Source organism: Niallia sp. XMNu-256, from assembly GCF_036670015.1.
Taxonomy (GTDB): domain Bacteria; phylum Bacillota; class Bacilli; order Bacillales; family Cytobacillaceae; genus Bacillus_BD.
In genome coordinates, this window is the sequence record NZ_CP137636.1 from 1,957,294 (window position 1) to 1,978,438 (window position 21,145).

20 protein-coding genes are annotated in these 21,145 nt (G+C 38.3%); 17 read left to right on the plus strand and 3 right to left on the minus strand.

The window, feature by feature from the left end; all coding sequences use genetic code 11:
* Nucleotides 1-231: 231 nt before the first annotated feature.
* The 15 genes from R4Z10_RS09895 to R4Z10_RS09965 all read left to right on the plus strand — a co-directional run bounded on the left by R4Z10_RS09895 (nt 232) and on the right by R4Z10_RS09965 (nt 15,817).
* Nucleotides 232-1,026: a hypothetical protein gene (locus R4Z10_RS09895; protein ID WP_338472999.1), complete on the plus strand. Its 795-nt coding sequence runs from the start codon at nt 232-234 to the stop codon at nt 1,024-1,026.
* Between the two features lie 305 nt (nt 1,027-1,331).
* A complete protein-coding gene (locus R4Z10_RS09900; protein ID WP_338473000.1) occupies nt 1,332-2,633 on the plus strand; it encodes a pyrimidine-nucleoside phosphorylase in 1,302 nt (433 codons plus the stop codon).
* A gap of 363 nt (nt 2,634-2,996) precedes the next feature.
* Entirely contained in the window at nt 2,997-3,197 is a 201-nt protein-coding gene (locus tag R4Z10_RS09905) for a cold-shock protein (protein WP_338473001.1), read from the plus strand.
* A gap of 633 nt (nt 3,198-3,830) precedes the next feature.
* Nucleotides 3,831-5,717, plus strand: a complete 1,887-nt coding sequence (locus R4Z10_RS09910; RefSeq protein WP_338473002.1) for a XylR N-terminal domain-containing protein — start codon at nt 3,831-3,833, stop codon at nt 5,715-5,717.
* A 367-nt stretch (nt 5,718-6,084) separates the two neighbouring features.
* Nucleotides 6,085-6,297: a 2-hydroxymuconate tautomerase gene (locus R4Z10_RS09915; protein ID WP_338473003.1), complete on the plus strand. Its 213-nt coding sequence runs from the start codon at nt 6,085-6,087 to the stop codon at nt 6,295-6,297.
* 203 nt (nt 6,298-6,500) lie between these two features.
* Entirely contained in the window at nt 6,501-7,619 is a 1,119-nt protein-coding gene (gene mmgD, locus R4Z10_RS09920; protein ID WP_338473004.1) for a citrate synthase, read from the plus strand.
* An 85-nt stretch (nt 7,620-7,704) separates the two neighbouring features.
* Entirely contained in the window at nt 7,705-9,141 is a 1,437-nt protein-coding gene (prpD, locus tag R4Z10_RS09925) for a 2-methylcitrate dehydratase (RefSeq protein ID WP_338473005.1), read from the plus strand.
* A 12-nt stretch (nt 9,142-9,153) separates the two neighbouring features.
* The gene (gene prpB, locus R4Z10_RS09930) at nt 9,154-10,062 is read left to right on the plus strand and encodes a methylisocitrate lyase (protein WP_338473006.1); all 909 of its coding nucleotides are present in this window, start codon (nt 9,154-9,156) and stop codon (nt 10,060-10,062) included.
* Between the two features lie 104 nt (nt 10,063-10,166).
* Nucleotides 10,167-11,288 carry a toluene hydroxylase gene (locus R4Z10_RS09935; RefSeq protein ID WP_338473007.1) on the plus strand — a complete coding sequence of 374 codons (1,122 nt, stop codon included), beginning with the start codon at nt 10,167-10,169 and terminating at the stop codon, nt 11,286-11,288.
* 18 nt (nt 11,289-11,306) lie between these two features.
* On the plus strand, nt 11,307-11,597 hold the full coding sequence (locus R4Z10_RS09940) for an MmoB/DmpM family protein (protein ID WP_338473008.1): 291 nt from the start codon (nt 11,307-11,309) through the stop codon (nt 11,595-11,597).
* 22 nt (nt 11,598-11,619) lie between these two features.
* A complete protein-coding gene (locus R4Z10_RS09945; protein WP_338473210.1) occupies nt 11,620-13,113 on the plus strand; it encodes a YHS domain-containing protein in 1,494 nt (497 codons plus the stop codon).
* Between the two features lie 26 nt (nt 13,114-13,139).
* Nucleotides 13,140-13,421, plus strand: coding sequence for a hypothetical protein (locus tag R4Z10_RS09950; protein WP_338473009.1), 282 nt, complete (start codon nt 13,140-13,142; stop codon nt 13,419-13,421).
* Between the two features lie 53 nt (nt 13,422-13,474).
* Entirely contained in the window at nt 13,475-14,500 is a 1,026-nt protein-coding gene (locus tag R4Z10_RS09955) for a 2Fe-2S iron-sulfur cluster-binding protein (RefSeq protein ID WP_338473010.1), read from the plus strand.
* Between the two features lie 41 nt (nt 14,501-14,541).
* Nucleotides 14,542-15,456, plus strand: a complete 915-nt coding sequence (locus R4Z10_RS09960) for a catechol 2,3-dioxygenase (protein WP_338473011.1) — start codon at nt 14,542-14,544, stop codon at nt 15,454-15,456.
* 46 nt (nt 15,457-15,502) lie between these two features.
* Nucleotides 15,503-15,817 (plus strand): 2Fe-2S iron-sulfur cluster binding domain-containing protein, encoded by a 315-nt coding sequence (locus tag R4Z10_RS09965; RefSeq protein WP_338473012.1) that lies wholly within the window; start codon nt 15,503-15,505, stop codon nt 15,815-15,817.
* A 91-nt stretch (nt 15,818-15,908) separates the two neighbouring features.
* Here R4Z10_RS09965 and R4Z10_RS09970 read toward each other — a convergent pair whose 3' ends face one another.
* The gene (locus tag R4Z10_RS09970; RefSeq protein WP_338473013.1) at nt 15,909-17,225 is read right to left on the minus strand and encodes a PHB depolymerase family esterase; all 1,317 of its coding nucleotides are present in this window, start codon (nt 17,223-17,225) and stop codon (nt 15,909-15,911) included.
* A gap of 560 nt (nt 17,226-17,785) precedes the next feature.
* Here R4Z10_RS09970 and R4Z10_RS09975 point away from each other — a divergent pair.
* Together R4Z10_RS09975 and R4Z10_RS09980 are read left to right on the plus strand one after the other, a co-directional pair.
* A complete protein-coding gene (locus R4Z10_RS09975; protein WP_338473014.1) occupies nt 17,786-18,451 on the plus strand; it encodes a YjbE family putative metal transport protein in 666 nt (221 codons plus the stop codon).
* 100 nt (nt 18,452-18,551) lie between these two features.
* Nucleotides 18,552-18,692, plus strand: coding sequence for a hypothetical protein (locus R4Z10_RS09980; RefSeq protein WP_338473015.1), 141 nt, complete (start codon nt 18,552-18,554; stop codon nt 18,690-18,692).
* A gap of 158 nt (nt 18,693-18,850) precedes the next feature.
* On the opposite strand, the gene R4Z10_RS09985 is transcribed toward R4Z10_RS09980, so the two are convergent.
* Entirely contained in the window at nt 18,851-19,792 is a 942-nt protein-coding gene (locus tag R4Z10_RS09985; RefSeq protein ID WP_338473016.1) for a mechanosensitive ion channel family protein, read from the minus strand.
* Nucleotides 19,793-20,514: 722 nt separating this feature from the next.
* On the minus strand, nt 20,515-20,976 hold the full coding sequence (locus tag R4Z10_RS09990; RefSeq protein WP_338473017.1) for a low molecular weight protein-tyrosine-phosphatase: 462 nt from the start codon (nt 20,974-20,976) through the stop codon (nt 20,515-20,517).
* Between the last annotated feature and the right edge of the window lie 169 nt (nt 20,977-21,145).

The window sequence follows — 21,145 nt, forward strand, 5'->3', positions numbered from 1 at the left end:
ATCGTATTGGAAACTAAATGGGCCGGTCTCATACTGAGATCTTGCCTTTTTTTTATTAAATCGTATTAATAAACTTAAGAACAAACTGTGAATTTAAATGGTTTTGGTACCTATTTAAGATCCATGGTCGGTGCAGTTATTGTGGACACCATACACTTATGCAGGTTTCATAGTTTGATGGAAATATAGATTGGTTTGTGTTACCTTACTAATAGTTTTTAAAAATAGTAGGTGAATGCATTGTTAATAAAAAAATTGAAAAAGATAGCTATTATTTGTATAGGTTTTATCTTTGTTATCGGTTTGGTTGCAGGCTATATTGTAAATAAAAATTGGGTGTATCGATATAAATCAGAATTGGATCATTTTTTCGGAAAAGGTAACTGGGAGTATATATCTAAAGAGACGTTAGAGAGTGGGGCCTATTCAGAGTATAATTATTCTAGACATCCAAATTTATCAGGAGAAAGGCCAGGTAAATACAATAAATGGCACATTCGTTATAACGAGGGAAATGAAGAAGAAATCTGGACCCTTTCAAATCATGTTTATAAAATTAATAATAATACATATGGACTATTAAGTCCCCGCAAACTTTCTAGTAAACAGGCATTGTATTTTGAATTAATGCTTATTTCTTTTGATATACTCAATAAGGAGCTATTTAATGAATTAATTGGAAGTGAACTATCGGAAAAAGAAGCATATCCTATTGATGTTTCTATTTATTATAATGGTAAACCAAATCCTAAATTCTATAGTGCTTTGTCTAAAGAAACATGGTTCACAGTAGATCGAGTTACGGTTGAAAATTATTTATCTAGCGATTTACACGACTTTCATATAAAGATAAGAGCTTTTGACTATAGACTAAATGAATTAACAAATAAAGAAAAACAGAATGTATTTAACAGTCTTGAAACCATTGAGAAAAAGGTACTCGATAAGTACGGGGAACATGCAACATTTCGAATTTATTTTGATAAGGAACACCAAGTGGAATATATAGACGGAGTGAAGCAATAACTAAGGGCACTTTCGTTCGCACAGCAGAGAACAACGTATGTGATTTCAAGCTAACTGGCACGGTCTCACACGCGGAGATCCTGTTCCTTTTTTATTTAAGACTTGTTTATTTCGTTAGAATTTGCAGCCTATAAGTTGTACTCGGAGTCAATTTCGCGGTAAGCTTTAAAGAGAAAAGAAATCCAATAAAGCAACTAATGTAAAGGTAAGCGCATAATAAAAAAGTATACGTTGAAGTAGCGTTTGTCTACCTCAACGTTTTTATAAGAGCTTATAAAATTAAGTACAAAGGGGTTGATTTTAAGTTGAGAATGGTTGATATTATTGAAAAAAAACGGGACGGATTGGAATTGACAAGAGAAGAAATCGAGTTTGCCATTAAAGGGTACACAGATGGAAGCATCCCTGATTACCAAATGTCGGCTCTTGCCATGGCTATTTATTTTAAAGATATGACCCCTTCTGAACGAGTCCATTTAACGATGGCCATGGTGGAATCAGGGGATGTCATTGATCTTTCCTCTATCGAAGGGATTAAAGTGGATAAACATAGTACAGGCGGGGTGGGGGATACGACAACACTGATCCTTGCGCCACTTGTTGCATCTGTTGGCGTACCTGTTGCCAAAATGTCTGGTCGAGGACTTGGTCATACAGGAGGCACGATTGATAAATTAGAATCGATTGCCGGCTTTCAAGTTGAAATCGATAATGACACTTTTCATCGTTTAATGAACGCAAATCAAGTGGCAGTTGTGGGTCAAAGCGGAAATCTAACCCCTGCGGATAAGAAATTTTACGGGCTGCGTGATGTGACAGGAACGGTGAACTCAATTCCACTAATTGCTAGTTCGATCATGAGCAAGAAGATTGCGTCAGGAGCAGATGCCATCGTGTTGGATGTGAAGACAGGCTCAGGTGCTTTTATGAAAAATTTAGAAGATGCAAAGGAATTGGCTCATGCGATGGTGCAAATCGGGAATGGGGCTGGGCGTAAAACCATTGCGGTCATTACAGATATGAGTCAACCTTTAGGTTATGCGATTGGAAATGCTTTGGAGGTCAAAGAAGCGATTGATACACTGAATGGAAATGGACCTAAGGATTTACATGAATTATGCCTGACGCTTGGCAGTAAAATGGTTTATCTTGCTGGAAAAGCAGAAAGTTATGATGAAGCGAGAAAAATGCTAGAGGACGCAATCCATACTGGAAAAGCAATTGAAAAGTTTAAGACCTTTATTGCTGCACAAGGCGGCGATTCTACTGTTGTGGATGATCCAACAAAACTTCCAACTGCATCTTATACTTTTGAAGTGGAGGCGCAGGAAGATGGAGTCGTTTCAGAAATTATTGCCGACAAGATCGGGGTAGCAGCGAGTCTATTAGGAGCGGGCCGCATCACAAAAGAGTCTCAAATTGACCTAGCAGTCGGCCTTGTTTTGAGGAAGAAAATCGGTGACAACGTCAAGAAGGGTGAGTCTCTTGTGACGATTCATAGCAACAAACAGGAAGTAATAGAAGTGAAGAAGCTTATCGATGAAGCCTTCTCCGTTTCACAAAATGAGGTTGAAAGACCCACATTAGTTTATGAAGTAATCGATTAGAAATTTGCCCCTAACTCAAGATTCTGAGTACTATTTCAGAATAGAAGCGGAGGGGTTAACTTCCCGTGAAACTCTGAAAGTTGAAAACAGACTATTACATCTGCAGCAATGTCTTTGTGACTAGCATCTTGCGAATCTCAGGCTGTCCATCGGTGGGGAAAAGACCCCTCACTGATGGAAGTATTACTTTACTCGAAAAGAAAATTTAAAAAATGATTTGCTTTTTCGTAAGATGTCTGTTATTCTAAGAAAGAATTATTTTTGTTCTTTTTTCAGATTGAGAATATATTTTGTTTTTCGTCTAAAGTTTTGAGCAAGGATAGTAACATAATGTGTGGAGACTCACACAAGGAGGCAACAATAATGGAACAAGGTAAAGTTAAATGGTTTAATGCAGAAAAAGGTTTTGGATTCATCGAGCGTGAAGCAGGAGAAGACGTATTCGTACATTTCTCAGCTATCCAAGGCGAAGGCTTCAAATCTTTAGACGAAGGTCAAAGTGTAACATTTGAAGTTGAACAAGGTCAACGTGGCCCACAAGCTGCAAATGTTCAAAAAGCTTAATTTAGTAAATGGCAGACCCTAAGTAAGGGGTCTGTTTTTTTTATTTGTTTTAAGGAGACAGAATTTCCATTTCAAAAGGATACACGGAATAAAAGCCCTACTCATTATGAATAGGGCTTTTACAACAATCATGAAACACAAATCAGTAATAGTAAAAATGGTAGACTAAGTATAGCACACTGCAGGAGCAATTCCTACTTTAACATGATTATAGCTATTCTCTTCTCCAGTTAAGAGGGAGAAAGTATCTAATAGGTCCTTCCTGTTTTCGAAAATGATTACGTAACTAGAAGACGGTTGAATTCTAGTCGGAGATGATTAAATTGTAAGTATTTCTACTGAATTGTTGAAAAATTCGGGTAACTGTTGAAAAATTCAAGTAACTGTTGCAAAATAATAATTAGACAGTATATAAAGCGTTTCAACATCTAAAGATTACAATCGAATTTGCTTGCACAAAACTGAAACCGCATTTTCCACATTTAAGCAAGTGCTACCTTAGACAACCGACTAAAATATGGATTGAAGATAGACGGATTAATATGTACTAAGGGTAAAATGAAAAAACTTCCATCCTAGTATCACTCTACTTCTTAGACTACAGTTAAATGTCAAATAGAAAGTGGTGTATAGATGTTTACGGAATCTCATTTTAATAAAAATCTTCATGTCGAAAACAATGGCTCTCTTTACTTAGGTGACGATCGCTCCATACTAATTTCTATTTCTGCCTTTAGAACCCTTCGAAAGAATTTAATTCAAAACATTGGAAGTGAAAGAATGAAAGGGTTTTTATTCCGTCATGGCTGGGAGAATGGACAGGAGGATGCTAACAAAGTATTAAAGAAAAATTTGCAAGACAAAAAAGAAGCCATCTATTATGGTCCGATCCTCCATCGGTTAAGAGGAAATGCCGATATTGAGGTTACAGAACTAGAAATGAAGGTAGAGAATGATAAGATATCCGTTCATATGGAAGGAATATGGAAAAATTCCTATGAAGCAGAAGAATACATGAGGGGATATGGACAATCTCATTCGTCTGTGTGTTATACACTCATTGGCTACGCCAGTGGCTATTTAACAAAAATATGCAATCAAATGGTAATCGTTAAAGAGCTTTCGTGTCAAGCAAAAGGAGATCAATTTTGTAGATGGATTGGGAAATCATTGGATTATTGGAATGGAGAAGTAGATGAGGAGCTAAAGCTTTATCAAGAATCACCCATTGTGGAAGAGTTAGAGTTGACATATGAAAAACTTCTTGAAGAAAAAAGTTGTTTAGAAAAAAGTACAATCATTCATAAGAAGTTGACGGATGAATTGTTGCAAGGGAATGATTTAACTTCAATTGCAGAAGTTGTTTTTAAAGAAACGGATACTCCAGGAATGATTACAGATGAAAAACATCATCCCCTTGCCTATATTGGAATGTCCAGTCTCACAGTAGAAAGCCTCAATGAAGAATTTGTCACCTATTTAATGAAAACGAAAAGGAAATGGAACATAAATATAAATGAAACAACTTGTATTCGGATGGAGCATCATACCCGTTTGATCACACCGATCTATTTACAAGGAAAGATAAAAGGATATTGTACATTTATTTATATGGACGATCATGTCGAACAGTCGCAATTTCATAAAATGATTTTAGAACGGACCTCTTTAGTGATCTCCCATTACCTGCTCAATGAAGTGACAAAATTTGAGACAGAACAGCGGATGATGGGAAGCTTTTTTGATGAAATTCTAAGGGGAGATTATTTGGATGAAGAAGAGGTGCTCAGACGTGCAAGTTTTATCCAAGTCGACCTCTCAGGAAGTTATCGAATGGTGGTTATCCAGTATCGATTGCAACAAAATCTAAAAGAAGAATTTATTTTCCATGAACAACTTTTAAAAGAAATAACGAATTACTTTAAAAGTAAAAAGCAAAACATCTTAGTGGGGCATCGAACAAAAAGTGTGATTATGCTGATTCCTACGAGTTATATGACTCATGAAGGAATTGAACCATATCTTGAGGATGTATTGGATTATCTCTCAACCCAATTTCCGAAAGTAGTTTTTTATGCCGGAGTGAGCAAACAAACAAATCAAATCGGCAGGGCAAATGATAGTTATAATGAAGCATTTACTGCCTTACGAATGGCGACAATGAATCATCGCATCATGAAGTTTGATTCACTTGGTATGGTGGGTCCCTTAATTAATCAAAATAATAAACAAGACATTCGGCTCGTAGCATCAAATTTGCTTGGTGAACTCATTGATCCGTTAACGAATAAAAAACTAGAATTATTGAAAACATTGTATCTATTTCTTGCAAATGGAGGCAATCTGGAACAAACCGCAAATGAAAATGCCTTATCACTCAGCGGATTACGGTACCGAATTTCGAAAATAGAAGAGTTTCTGGGACACAATCTTAGAGACCCATTTTATAACTACCAGATTTATTTAGCGCTGCAGTCATTAATTTTGATCGGTGATTTAGATTTGGATAAAACTGAATAGATGTATAGAATTCTGTCAAAGCCCTCATGCAAAGGGCTTTTTTGCGTTAAAAAAAGTTTATACCAGTTTCGACGATTCCTTCTTGTTTTATCGATCAATCTGAAGGAAGAAGCGGGAAAAATGACCTAATCTGATGAAAACTAGCAGATACCTTCTAAAAAACAAAAATTTTTAGAATATTCATGTTATTGTGCGAATTGGTTAAAATTTGTAATATAAAGATAAGAATTCAACTTCTACATAAATAAAATTCAAATAATTCAATTAAAGAGTGACCGATGCTAATCAACTATTTTTCTATTATTTGAATGTAGAAATGAAAACGTTTTTATTCGTTTTCAGTAAAAGAGTGAAAGGAGTCTCGATCATGCCATTTATCCAAATCAATATAGTAGAAGGGCGTTCGCCCGAGAAAAAGGAAAAATTAATTGCAGAAGTATCTGAGTTAGTATCAGATGTGTTAGAGGCACCGCTTGAAAGTGTTCGTGTCATGATACAGGAAATGCAACCAGAACATTGGGGAATTGCTGGAGAATCCGTGAAGAAAAAACGCTCTCAGGCCAATCAAACGATAAAGTGAAACTTCCATCAGTGGGGGATTTCTTTCACCCCCCCACTGATGGTTAGTTGAACCAATCGGAGCTTTTACGGGCAGTTGATCCCCCGCCTATCTTCTTTTATTATACTTAGAATTTTGTGGTGGAGGTCTTACTGCCCATTAAGCCTGATAAACTCGTGAAATACATTTAAATTAATAGATTGATATGAAATGGAGGAAACAAGATGACTCAAGTTGAAAACTTTTTCCCTGGTTTAGATGGAGTGATTGCTTCAGAAACAAAGATCTCTTTCCTAGATACGGTACAAGGGCAAATTGTGATGAAGGGCTATGACTTAATAGAATTGTCGAAACAATATCGCTACCTTGACATTGTTCATTTATTGCTAGAGGACAAACTTCCGAATCAAGAGGAGAAAAGGAAATTAGAAAATAAGCTGAAAAGCTACTATAAAGTGCAAGAAGCCATCTATGAAGTTTTTAAACTGCTGCCGAAACAGACACATCCAATGGACGCCCTTCGAACAGGGATCTCCTTTATTTCAGGATATGATGATGATATTGACAATCGTGCGTTAGATGCAAATAAAGAACGGGCATACCGGTTGTTAGGAACAATCCCTAACATTGTGGCAAATAGTTATCGGATTCTCACCAACCAAGAGCTTGTCCAACCAGATCAAGAACTATCATACAGCGCTAATTTCTATTATATGATTACAGGTCAAAAACCAACAGACCTCCAGGAGAAAATATTTGATCTGTCACTCGTTTTATACAGTGAACATGAAATGCCGAACTCTACATTTACATCAAGGGTAATCGCTTCAACTCAGTCTGATCTGTATGGAGCCTTAACAGGAGCTGTAGCCTCTTTAAAAGGGAATTTGCATGGCGGTGCAAATGAAGCAGTCATGCATATGCTGCTAGAGGCAGAAACAGTGGAGGAGTTTGAAGCACTTTTAGAAACAAAACTATTAAACAAAGAAAAAATAATGGGCTTTGGACATCGTGTCTATATGAAGAAAATAGACCCGCGTGCGCTAATGATGAAAGAAGCGTTAAAAGAGTTAAGTGAAATAAAAGGGGACGACCTGTTACTGCGGATGTGTGAAGCGGGAGAAAGGTTAATGGAAAGGGAAAAAGGTCTATATCCAAACTTAGATTATTATGCAGCACCTGTTTACTGGATGCTTGGAATTCCGATTCCCCTTTATACGCCGATCTTTTTCGGGTCGAGAACAGTCGGACTATGTGCACATGTAATTGAACAGCATGACAATAACCGTCTGTTCCGACCACGAGTTCATTATACGGGTGAACGTCACGCCGTAAGCAAGTAAAACCGCTCACCGTAACCTGAATATTCTGGCTGACATTCAGGTTACTCCTATCATAACAAATTCATAAGGAAAGGGAAGGATAATCATGCTTAAAACAAACGAACTGAAGAAAACAGACCAATTACTAGAGGATATTGCAGATTATGTCATGAACAAAGAGATTCATAGTCAAGAAGCTTTTGACACGGCACACCATGTGCTGATTGATACGATTGGCTGTGGAATATTGGCTCTTAATTATCCGGAATGTACAAAATTATTAGGACCGGTTGTACCGGGCACGGTTGTTCCAAATGGCACAAAAGTACCAGGCACTTCCTATGTCCTTGATCCGATCAGGGGAGCGTTTAATATTGGTACGATGATTCGCTGGCTTGATTATAACGATACATGGCTTGCAGCTGAATGGGGACACCCATCCGATAACTTAGGCGGAATTTTAGCTGTGGCAGATTACATAAGCCGCGTCCGACTTTCAGAAGGAAAAGATCCGTTAACAATGCAGACAGTCTTAGAAAGTATGATTAAAGCACATGAAATTCAAGGGGTACTGGCCTTAGAGAACAGCTTAAATCGTGTCGGTCTTGATCATGTTCTGTTCGTCAAAATTGCCACAACAGCCGTTGTAGCAAAATTATTAGGAGGAACAAAAGAAGAAGTGATTAATGCATTATCCCATGCATGGATTGACAATAGCAGCTTGCGTACGTATCGACATGCACCAAATACAGGATCACGTAAATCATGGGCTGCAGGTGATGCCACAAGCCGCGGGGTTCAATTAGCGTTAACGGCCTTGAAAGGGGAAATGGGATATGCTACAGCACTGTCCGCACCAGGCTGGGGCTTCCAAGATGTCTTATTTAATAAACAGGAATTGAAGCTGGCACGTCCGCTTGATTCTTATGTGATGGAAAATGTTCTCTTCAAAGTATCGTATCCAGCAGAATTCCATGCCCAAACGGCTGCGGAATGTGCAGTAGAGCTTCACCCACAAGTGAAGAACCGTCTAGATGAAATTGATAAGATTACGATTGCTACTCACGAATCGGCCATCCGAATTATTGATAAAGAAGGTCCGTTACACAATCCTGCAGATCGTGATCACTGTCTACAATATATTACTGCGATTGGACTGCTCTTTGGAGACATTGTTGCTGACCATTATGAAGACGAAACGGCATCAGATCCTCGTGTAGATCAGTTAAGAGATAAAATGATCGTCGTTGAAAATAAACAGTATAGCATTGATTATTTAGATCCAAATAAACGTTCAATTGCCAATGCGATTCAAATTCACTTTAAAGATGGTACTCAAACAGAAGTAGTGGAATGTGAGTATCCATTAGGACATCGTTTCCGTCGTGATGAAGCGATTCCACAAGTGATTAAAAAGTTTTCAGCTAATATTGAAACTCATTACTCACAAAAACAAATTAAAAACATTGAAGAGGTGTGCCTAAACGCCGATCGTTTAACAAATATGTCTGTCAATGAATTTATGGATTTATTATCCATTTAGGGGGGAAGGGAAATGGCTTGGATTGTAGATCAACCTTCATCACAAGCAGAATTAGCTGCTAGATTTAAAGAGTTCATGAATGAGCCTGAAATTTTGCAAATTCCAGGTGCACATGATGCAATGGCTGGCCTTGTTGCCAAACAAGCTGGATTTTCAGCGCTCTATCTGTCAGGTGCTGCTTATACCGCAAGCATGGGCTTACCGGATTTAGGAATTGTTACTTCAGCCGAAGTCGCACAAAGAGCGAAAGAAATCATTCGTGCAACTGACCTGCCCCTATTAGTGGATATTGATACTGGGTTTGGAGGCGTTTTGAATGTCGCCCGAACAGCTCGGGAAATGTGGGAAGCGGATGTTGCTGCTGTTCAACTTGAAGACCAGCAGCTTCCGAAAAAATGCGGTCATTTAAACGGAAAAAAACTCGTTACTACAGAAGAAATGGTACAAAAAATTAAAGCAATTAAAAAAGTAGCTCCAACCTTGGTGATTGTTGCTCGCACAGATGCGCGTGCAGTCGAAAGTTTAGAATCAGCGATTGGGCGTGCAAAAGCATACGTGGAAGCAGGAGCTGATGCTATTTTCCCTGAAGCCCTTCAGTCAGAAGAAGAATTTCGCTTGCTTGCTCAATCAATTTCAGTGCCGTTACTGGCAAATATGACAGAGTTCGGAAAAACGCCTTATTACTCGGCGGCTCAATTTGCAGACATGGGCTACCAAATGGTGATTTACCCTGTAACCTCTTTACGGGTAGCCGCCAAAGCATATGAACGAATTTTTGGAATCATTAAGGAACAAGGATCCCAGAAGGATGGCTTGGACGATATGCAGACAAGAAGTGAATTGTACGAGACCATCTCCTATTACGAATTTGAGGAATTGGATCAAGAGATATCGAAAACATTGTTGTCAAAAGGACAATAAGATGAAACTTCATCAGTGGGGGATGGTCATCCCCTGCTGGTGAAAACTTCTTTAAAACTTAAATGCGCCAAGGCGAATTTGATACGTAATAAGGAGGATAATGAATGGCAAACAAACCTACTTTCAAAAAGAATTTAAGGGATCAGCCGTGGGATTTTAAAACGAAGAATGAATATGAAGAAGTGACGGTCAGACAACAGCCATATGTTCATATGCAATATCGGCATGTTTATGATGGGAAAGACTTTGATATTTATGATCCACGTTACACAAGATTAAAATCTTCTGATTGGGAAGCTTTCCGAGATCCAAAGAAGTTTTGGTATACGACTTATGTCAATAATAGAAAGAAACTAGCAGAAGAAATTGAAAACGGATTCAACTATGCGGATCAGCTTGGGATTATTAAAAATCTATCACCACAATGGGCCGATGCCCTTAGGGACCTTTACACCCCTCTTCGTCATTTAGAATATGGCGAGAACGTCCAAATGCAATATGTAATCCGCTATGCATTAGGTTCGGCCATTGAGCAATGTGCAACCTACCAAGCGTATGACAAAACAGGAAGAGCCCAGTGGATCTCGCAATGGGCGATGAATATGCAGGAACATCATGGTGACTTTCTTGATCATGGGAAACAAGTCTTATTAAATGAGCCAGCCTTTCAGCCATTACGAAGCTATGTGGAAGAGATTCTCGTAACAGAAGACTGGGCTGAAGTGCTTGTTGCTGAAAATTTAACATTTGATCTTTTACTAGGAAACTTAATATATCGTGAATTTAATCAAGAAGCGGTCAAACGTGGAGACACCCATCTATCAATGTTAAACTTTGTGATTACAAAACAATTGGATTGGCATCGAGATTGGGCTTTCGCTCTCTTTAAATTATTGGCGCAAGATCAAGCAGAAAGCCGCTGGGATTATTTAAAGGCTTTAGGTTATGAGGAGTGGGAGGGCGACTACCGTTGGGGTAGAACGTTAAGTGACCCAAGAGAAACACCGGAGGAAACTCTTTCAAATGCAGAAATTATTCAGGAATGGGTAGAGAAATGGTACCCGAAGGCCTTTGAAGCTGTTCTTGCCTTAGCGCCATTATTTGAAAAACATGGAATCGAAATGAACTTACCAGCAACATTGAAAAAGATTGAAGAGGAAGCGATTATTCCAATTTATAAGAAAAATAAACTGCCTTTTAAACCTTATGAAATCGCCTATAACTAGAAGAGAGGATGGATGAAGATGTCAGAACAACAAGCCTATGTTGGGATGGATTTAGATACGAGTGGAGGAAGTCTCGTCCATGCGATTATCCAAGCGGTTCAAGAAGATAATGAAGGGGTCGTTGTAGAAGATTACATGGTGTATAAAAAGGTGAAAGCTCCTGGGAAAATGATTTTAAATCGTGAAACCGTCGAAGAACATCTTGGAGCAGACTTTGATATGGATCAAGTGCATATCGTCATGTCCTCTTGTTTCGGTTTTATTACAGATTGGGATGAAGAACAGTTAACGATCGAGTGGGAAGAATAAGGAGGAATGTTTAGTGTCTAAAATGGGCTTAAAAGAAAAATATCATGCTATGACAAGGGACTTAATGTGGGAACCAAAGGATTTTGATATAGATAAAGTCTATCCATTAATTGAAAAGGAAGGCATTATTCTCAAAGATCCAAGTAGATGGGAAGACCCATTCCGGATGGCGTATAACCAATATGTTAAAATACAATCGGAAAAAGATGGAATTTATCATGCGGTTCGCAATGCGTTTGAAGCCAATGATGGTCATGCAAAGGTCGTGGATTCCCGCTGGTATGAAGGGGTAAAAGTTTTTGCGACAGCTGTACAACCTGCTGAATATGCTGCACATCGATTGATGGCCTATGTTGGCCGCAATATCCCTATCGAAGCGATCCGTTTTGCCACATTCAATCAGGCAATTGATGAACTACGCCATGCTCAAATTGAAATTAAGCACTATGCTCATATGAGTAAACAAATTGACGGATTGCATAGTTTTTCAAGCACGTCACAAAATCTCTGGTTTAACACGGTGTCAAAGTCTTTCTTTGATGATGCGATGACAGCGGGTCCATTTGAAGCCTTAATTGCCATTTCTTTCTCATTTGAATATGTGTTTACGAATATTCTCTTTTTACCATTTGCTTCATCTGCTGGAGCGGTAGGGGATGACAACTTTGCTGCGGTCGGAAAAACAGTCCAATCAGATGAGTCCCGACACATGGCACTTGGGATGTCTGCTTTAAAAATGCTGTTAGAAGAAGATGATCGAAACGTCCCACTCATCCAAGGCTGGATTGATAAATGGTATTGGAGAGCCTACCGCATGTTTTCTGTCATTGCGACACTTGTAGACTATTATCCTCGCATTCGACCGATCTCATGGAAGCGGGCATTTGAAACTTATGTAGAGGAGCAAGTATTTAATGGCTTGTTTAAGGATTTACGAAAGCACGGAATCCGCCTGCCAAAGTTTGCAGAAGACAGCATTAAAGAAAAAGAACATTATTCTCATGCGGTTATGCGCATTTTAGATCAGTATAAACACGCCAACCTTTTTAGAGGATTCCAACTACAGCCGGATGATTATGAATGGTTATCCAATGAATATCCATTATTTAATCAATATTATGAGCCATATTTCCGTAAAAATGATGATAATGTCTTTGCTCATCAAAGTCCAGGTATCCCGGCTATTTGTTCGGTTTGTCAAGTTCCTGCTGAGTTTCCGGATCCGGATAATCCTACACAATTATGGACGCAATATAGCGAGTATAATAACCGAACCTATTTAACTTGTTCGCCTGGATGTAAACATATTTTTGAAGAAGAACCATTTAAATATATGCAAATTTGGTACCCAGCGGAAGCTTATTTAAATGGAGAATTTGGCGAAGATCCTGTTGCCGGCTTATTCAAATACTCTGGTCTATCACCACATGAAGCAGGCGAGCATTATTCATCCAATGAACATGCCCGTTGGTTGGAACATCGAAGGGAGCTCGGTTTAGATAAAAAGTATTTCTAACAGAATGTGGAATGGGGGTAAGAATGGTGGACTACCTAAAAGATAAAAATCATCTGATCGTCTGGCCAGTTTTGGCACCAGAAAGTGACAATGAATTATCTACGAGTCATATTGGAATGAGAGCTCGTTATGATATGTTAGCTAGAGAATTGTTAGACGAATGCTTAGCCTTATATAAAGCGGATCAAAACAAGAACTATCGTTTCATTATAAAGCGAGAAGCAGGGGATATTAATATACCTTTAAATGTAACCGTTAAAGAAGCTGGGATGCGAAATGGCGATTATTTAAAAATCGTCGCTGGGTGAAAGTAGCATGTTTCTTGTTCGGAAAAAATAATCCTAGAAGGGAGTAGAAGCAGGTGAGCGATACAAAAACAGCGGTTGAAACTTATGAAGTAACATTAGAGCCAAGTGGAAAAACGATTGAAGTCAAGGAAGGACAAACATTGTTGGATGCCATGATTCGTAATGGAATACAGGTCGCCTATGGTTGCCGTCACGGAAGTTGCTCGGCTTGTAAATGCCAGGTTCTTGAAGGAGACTACGAGATTATGGATCGGGTATCCGAATATTCCTTAATGAGTTTTGAACGAGAAGAAGGGGTCACTTTAATGTGCAGTACATTGTTAGAAAGTGACCTTGTAATAGAGGTTGAGGAAGAAGAATCAGATCTCCCATTCTATGCAGTACACGATTTTGAAGCAGAGATCGTGGAAAATAAAGCATTTACCCATGATATCCATATGGTTAAATTGAAATTAAAGGAACCTACGAGCATTGAATATGCCTCAGGACAGTTTTTTGAATTTGATATTCCTGATCTAGAAGACACTCGTGCCTATTCATTAGCCAATAAATATCAAGACGGCAGTTTACTAGAGTTTCATATTAAACGTGTGCCAGAAGGAAAAGGCTCGAATTATATGTGTGACTTACAAGCAGGGGATGTTGTAACAGGTTCAGGTCCATATGGCAGCATGCAGCTTCGAGACCGTAATAAAGATCTCGTTTTCATTGCCGGTGGCTCAGGGATGGCTCCGATTAAAGCTTTATTAGAAGAATTATTTTCCGAAGATTTCGAACGTAATGTATGGTTCTTCTACGGTGCCCGTGCGAAAAAGGATTTATTTTTAGTAGAGGAATGGATGGAATTAATGGAGAAACATCCGAACTTCCACTTTATTCCGGCCTTATCCCAACCAGACTCTGAAGATGAGTGGAACGGAGAAACTGGATTTATTGCTGATGTCATTTCACGGAAGCTCGATGATACTTCGAACATGGACGCTTACCTGTGTGGCCCGCCGATTATGATTGAAACCGCATGTGATGCTCTTTATAAAGGTGGAATTAAAGGTACGAATATTTCTTACGATGAATTTTAAGCTAAATCTATGAATCTAACAATATTTAGGGGGGAATCAAGATGGCTAGAGTAATGCGGATGGGCCGAATCGAGTTAAAGGTATTAGATTTAGATAAATCAGTAAATTATTATACAAATGTGATCGGCTTAGAAGAAACAGGTCGAGTAGGAGACAGTGTTTACTTAAAAGCTTGGGATGAATTTGACCACCACAGTGTGATTTTGACAAAATCTGATTCAGCCGGCGTGGTTCATATTGCCTTTAAAGTCGAAACATTAGATGACTTAGCATACTATGAAAAGAAAATTGAAGAATTTGGCTGTACGACAACACGTATTTCTCATGGAACGAGATTGGCTGAAGGGGAAGCTGTCCATTTCATTTTGCCAACCGGTCATCACTGTGAGTTATATCATGAAATTGAAGTGCTGGGGAGGAAAGTGGGTACACTTAATCCCCACCCATGGCCATTAGATACAAAAGGAATTGCCCCGCACCGTCTTGATCACTGTTTATTAACAGGTGACGATTTAAAAACAGTCACAAGATTCTTTACGGAAGCACTGAATTTCAGACAAAGTGAAAAAATTACAACACTTGATGGAGAGGAATTATTAGGGAGCTTTTTATTTACAACGAACAGTTCTCATGATATCGCCTTCGTGAAAGGTCCTGATACAAAACTTCACCATGCTGGTTTCCATGTAGACTCCGTTCACGATATATTTAAAGCTGCCGATTTATTATCTATGTATGAAGTGCCGTTTGATGTTACCCCAACACGTCATGGAATTACAAGAGGAGAAACGGTTTATTTCTTCGATCCATCTGGCAATCGAAACGAAGCTTATGCCGGTGGATATATGGCCTATCCAGATATGCCAACAATCACTTGGACAGAAGACAAAATCGGCCAAGGGATATTCTATCATCGCCGCGAATTGTCAGAATCCTTTATGAAGGCATTAACTTAATAAATAAAAAAAGAAGGAGAGGGGGAATTTTATGTATCAAGTAAAATTGACGGCAAGAGGACAGCAATTCCAGTATGCTTGTGGGCCTAATGTAACGCCATTACGCGCAGCACGTGATCAATTCATACCGATTCCAACAGGCTGTCAGCAAGGCGGATGCGGCGTGTGCAAAGTCAAGGTACTAGACGGAGAATATAACCAAGAAATAATTCGTTCGCATGAAGCCTTATCAGACAACGATTTACAAGACGGCTATGCACTAACATGTTGCATGACCCCAAAAAGCGACCTTGAAATCATCACAATAGAAGACTACGAAAAACAAGAAGCCCATTCGAAACCACAAACGGCGTCACTGTGAAACGAATGCGTTACCAGATGGCGTCACAGTGACACCTCGAAAAATGACACCCACCAAAAAGCGCTGATTATCAGTTCTTTGGTGGGTGTTTTTACTTTCTATTTTTTCTTTTCATAAGTTTTGATAGGAAGGAGCTAAATGCATTCCTTTTTGTTGATTCACTAGGCGATTCGGTCTGTGTTGTGTCGATTCCCTGGATTGGCGTTTTAACGGTTAATTCACTAGGCAATTCGTTCTGATGTTTTTCAGTTTCCACGATTGGCGTTATAATGGTTCCTTCACTTGGCGGTTCGATCTGTAATTTTTCAGTTTCCTCAATTGCCGTTTTAGTAGTTACTTCCCTTGGCAATTTCATTACAGTTTCAATTGTTGGGATCGGTAGAGTAACAGGCAAAGCAGGTAGGTCGTCTGGCAGCACAGCGGGGGGATAGATTGGTTTGATGGCTGTCGTTTCAATTCTGTTTTCCTCTAGTTGTTGTTGAGGTTTATTGAAAAAGTTCCATAAAATTTCAGTTGCATTTGGACCTAAAGCGTCTGTGTAAGAGCCTTCCGGGTTCCCGCCTGACCAAGTATGCCCGATAAGATCAAACATCCAAAGTTCCAATAAAGGGAGATCGTCCCCATCATGATAAATTTGTTGGGTGTAGCTTCTCTCGTTCATGATTCCTGAATGGACCTCGTTTGGGGTAACATCGGCAAGTCCGATACCGCCTTCAACGAGAAAATTAGTCTGAGCCCACTGAGTAATCACTTGTTTACCATTAATCGGGTGAACGACTGTATCACAAATTCCGTGAAAAACAATCACCCTCATTTTCTTCTTAAACTCTCCCATCTCTTGAAAGGCACGGTTTCCACATTCATATGGATCAGGTACACCTTTCTCCATTCGATGTTTAGCCGCTTCTGCCGTAGGATCAAATAGAAAAAGTACATTGGCCGCGCCATAGGCTAAACCTGAAAAGATGGCAATCCCATTAAAAACATCTGGATACGTAACACCAAGGATACAGGCAAGGGACCCGCCTGCTGATAGACCCGCAGCATACACTTTATTGGAGTCAATCTTGTATTTACTTTTGACCTCATGAATCATTTCATAAATCAGTTTAGGATGTCCCTGTCCACGGTGTTGATTTTGGTCATAAAACCAGTTCCAGCACCCATAGGGGTTATACCCAGACAGATTTGTAGGATTAATTGAGCGGTTCATATCTGGATAGAGGACAAGAAAGTTTTCCTTTTCAGCCAGTACGTTCATGTTCGTTCCTGCCGCAAAGTCTTCTGGATTTTGTCCACATCCATGAAGCATGACCAACAACGGAGCCGCCTGGTCTGAATGATATTCACTTGGGACATAAAGCTTGTAGTTATAACCATTATAAATAAAATCGAGAAAATCTCCCAAATCCCTTAACCTCCGTTTCATCCCCTCATAACGGCAGGAAGTATAACACCACGGGAACTCAAAAGGAAATCAACTCCCCGTGAAGATCGTCCCAAATCTTGCTAAGAGCTTAAGAATAATGATTGTAAGAGTATTTCAATATGCTTCACCTGTGAGGGACTTTTGCACTCTGACAAAATCAGTTAAGCTAGCTCGTCTAACCATCAGGAGGGGATGAATGAATCCGCCCTCTACGGACTTCACTTTATACTTATTTTACCATCTTATTCAGGAGGTGGCCTTAACATAAGTGTTAATTTTTTGTATATTTAAAAAATGGAAGGATTTTTATACTAATAAGTAATAATGGTCATCGCGAAAGAGAAGGTTTGGCTAAACACATAAAGACAGGTACAGTTTTCGAAGAAGTTATGGATATTAGAAATGCTTATACTTACATTCTTCATGGACAAAAAAATTACTTCTTTTTTTACTCCATTTGTATATGTTTATACAAGGAAAGAAACGTCTAGGAAATAAACTTCAAGAATAATTCTAATGATGATACCGGAGGATCAAAAATGAGTTTGTTGGAAATAGCCGCTTTAATAGGTATTGATATTTTGCTATCGGGCGATAATGCGGTGATCATTGCGCTAGCTGCCAGTAAGGTCCCAAAACATTTACAAGGAAGAGTCATTTTCTGGGGAATGTTCGGCGCGATTAGTCTTCGAATCATAGCAGCTACTGTCATTATTGGATTCTTAGAATTTCCATTTGTCCAAGCAGTTAGTGGTGTGATCCTTTTTAGAATTGCTTACCAACTCATCGTGCAAAAAAATGAAGATCAAGGTCATGTGAAGCCATCGGATAGTTTTTGGGGCGCCATTCAAATAATTGCCATCTCAGACTTAGCCATGTCCATCGACAATGTGATTGCATTAACCAGTGTGGCAGATGGAATGAAGCCTTTAATATGGGGCATTCTCATTTCCATCCCAATTATCATCTTTGGAAGTCGCTATTTGATCATTCTTATGGAAAAATTCCCCATTATTATTTATGTAGGTGCCGGTTTCTTAGCTTATGCAGCAGGTAAAATGATCATTGAAGACAACGGATTGACCTCTTTATTCAATGTGATACCAAGCTCCTATCATTTATGGATTCCAATGATCATGGCTATTTTCTTAGTAACCATTGGATTTATAAGGAATAATCTGAAAAAAATATCGATATATCTCTAATATAGCCGAGGGGATAGTTTATTAACTTGCATTGAATTATAAATACCGTCACTCTATGGTAATGCAAACTTTTTACTATATAACCTATAAATAACAAGCAATGATCAAACAAACGCAGCAGCAACAGCATATGCGGGTAAATAAGCGGTATGAAATTAGACGAATTGCTTCTACAAGCTGTTTATATTTACAAAATAAACACGGATCTGTACATATACAAGCCGTGCTTTTATACGCTTAGTAGCGCATAGCACATAGCGTAAACTTACTATCCGAACAGTTACTTAAATTAAACTAAGTTTTTGGAGTCAAATCAAAAAGGGGATGCCCCTAAAGTTACACTTGGGACACCCTCTCCAAACTTGTTAGATAGAATAAACACTGAATCTAGTGTAGATTTTAGGTACTTGACTTTAAAGGCTTAAATGTGACTTTACGATATCCTTCTGCTTTTGAATTTACATATAACTTTCTATTAGGAACGGCAAGAGAAACCTCTTCATTTTCAAGAATATCCATTATTTTATAGTTGATTTGTTCCTTGACTTCTAAGAAATCTAACCAGACTGTTGTTTTTGTGAAAAAATAAATGTAAATATCTAATCCATTGTCTCCATATTTATCAAACTTACTAACAATTGTGTCTTGGTCGACTCCAGAGTGATTTTTCAACATAAAATCGATCTTACTAATAACATCTTCTAACTTTTCCTTGGGTGTTTCATACGATACACTTAAACTGAATACAATCCGCCTTTTTCCCATTTCACTCCAGTTCGTTATGTTTTCATTTGCTAATTTTGCATTTGGTACCGTAACAAGACCTTGTGCAAATGTTCGTATTTTTGTACTTCTAAAAGTAATTGTCTCAACAGTACCTTCTACGCTAGGTGTCAAAATCCAATCTCCAATTGTAAAAGGTTTTTCTGTAATGATTATAACTCCTCCAAAAAAATTACTGAGTGCATCTTTAGCAGCTAGGGCAAATGCAAGTCCGCCCAATCCTAAACCTCCAACCAAACCAACCACATTATAATTAAATTCTGCAGCAATCGCACTAAAGATGACAATCACAATAATAGCTCGCAATAATTTAGATAAGAAAGGGATGAGAATTTCATCAACTCCAAAATTGAATCTTTCGTTAAGCCTTGCAAAAATAAGTGAGGATGAAGATGATAAGTTAAAAAAACCCCAACCTACAAGAAAAATAATAGCGGATTTTATTAATTTTATAAATAACGTATGTGTATGATCAAAAAAAGGGAGCTGCCAAGCGGCTAAAAAAATTCCTAATAGAATAAACAGCCACTGAATGGGTTTTTCAAATGATAAAAACATACGAGAAAAAAAGGGGTGTGCCTCTTTTCGAATCCCTTTTACGATTAGAGCAATGATATACTTGGCAAATATCTTCCTGAATAGTAAAAACAACAAGAGGATACCTAATGAAATTCTAATATCTTTTATGAATTCGTATGAAAAGAATGATTTCCATGACATAACGAGACATCTCCTAATAATTCTCGACTTTAAACTAATCTGTCCTACTAATACTATTAGCTTGCTTAACTTGGTTGGAACAAGTAGTACAATGTGTGATTGAAAATATTGAATTTTTTAAATGTCATACCGTTATAATCCAATTAGGACTTCCCTTATTATTCGCGATTCCTGCAGAAAGTAGCCAATAAAAAATACAAAAAGAGCCAGTCTCTCTTTTTGCATTTTGGGCTGTCAGGAAGGTGTGCTTTACCTTTTTCTAAAAGATACCTTTTAAAAAAATAATAGTAAGCACAAAATTCATATTAAATAAGCATAAACATCGGTTCCTTAAAAAATACGGCCCAACCGATGCCTTATTTGTTCCCTGATTCAATTAAGATGAAGAAAATTTTTTTGGGGGATCACATCTTGTAAAAAATAAAGGCTCTGAAACCCGAGAGGAAAAAAACTATTAATTTATTGAAAGTGGTTAAAGAATGAATTTCTTGTTCTAAGGATTGGGGTGGGGCGGCAATCCATTATCTAAATTAAAATAATGGTTACCCCATAAATTAACATTATGGTTTTTGTTCCCTACGTATTTTATTGAGTAATGCCTGGCAACCTACTGAAACAAGATGGAAGGTTTCCTCAAAATTATTTGTGTAAAATGGATCAGGGATGTCTTTCTTGTATTTGGTCAGGTCGAGTAGTCTAATAATCTTTGGATGATTCGGCTTGCCGGTTATCCTGTAAATATCTTTTATATTGCTTTTGTCCATACCAATAATATAATCGAACTTCCAAAAGTCTTCTTTCTTTAGTCGGCGTCCAACAAGCCCATCGGAAGTTATATTGTATTTTTTTAGAATAGTAAGAGTTCCTGCGTGTGGAGGGAAGCCGATTTGCCATGGGCTGGTTGCAGCGGAATCAACTGTAATTTTGTTTGTCAAATTTTCTTTTTTGATTAAGTGACGAAACAAGGCTTCAGCCATCGGTGACCGGCAAATATTCCCCAGGCACACAAATAAAACGTTCAAATGTACTCCTCCTCTTTATTTATCTTATTTTATTCTAATAATCTTATTTGTAATGGATTATGTATGAACAAAATAGTGGATTGGACTGGTGTGTTGTTTGCATCACTTCAGTCATATTCGCTCCGTATGAACCTGCCAAGTTTAGAGCCTCATCTCTAACGTAATTACA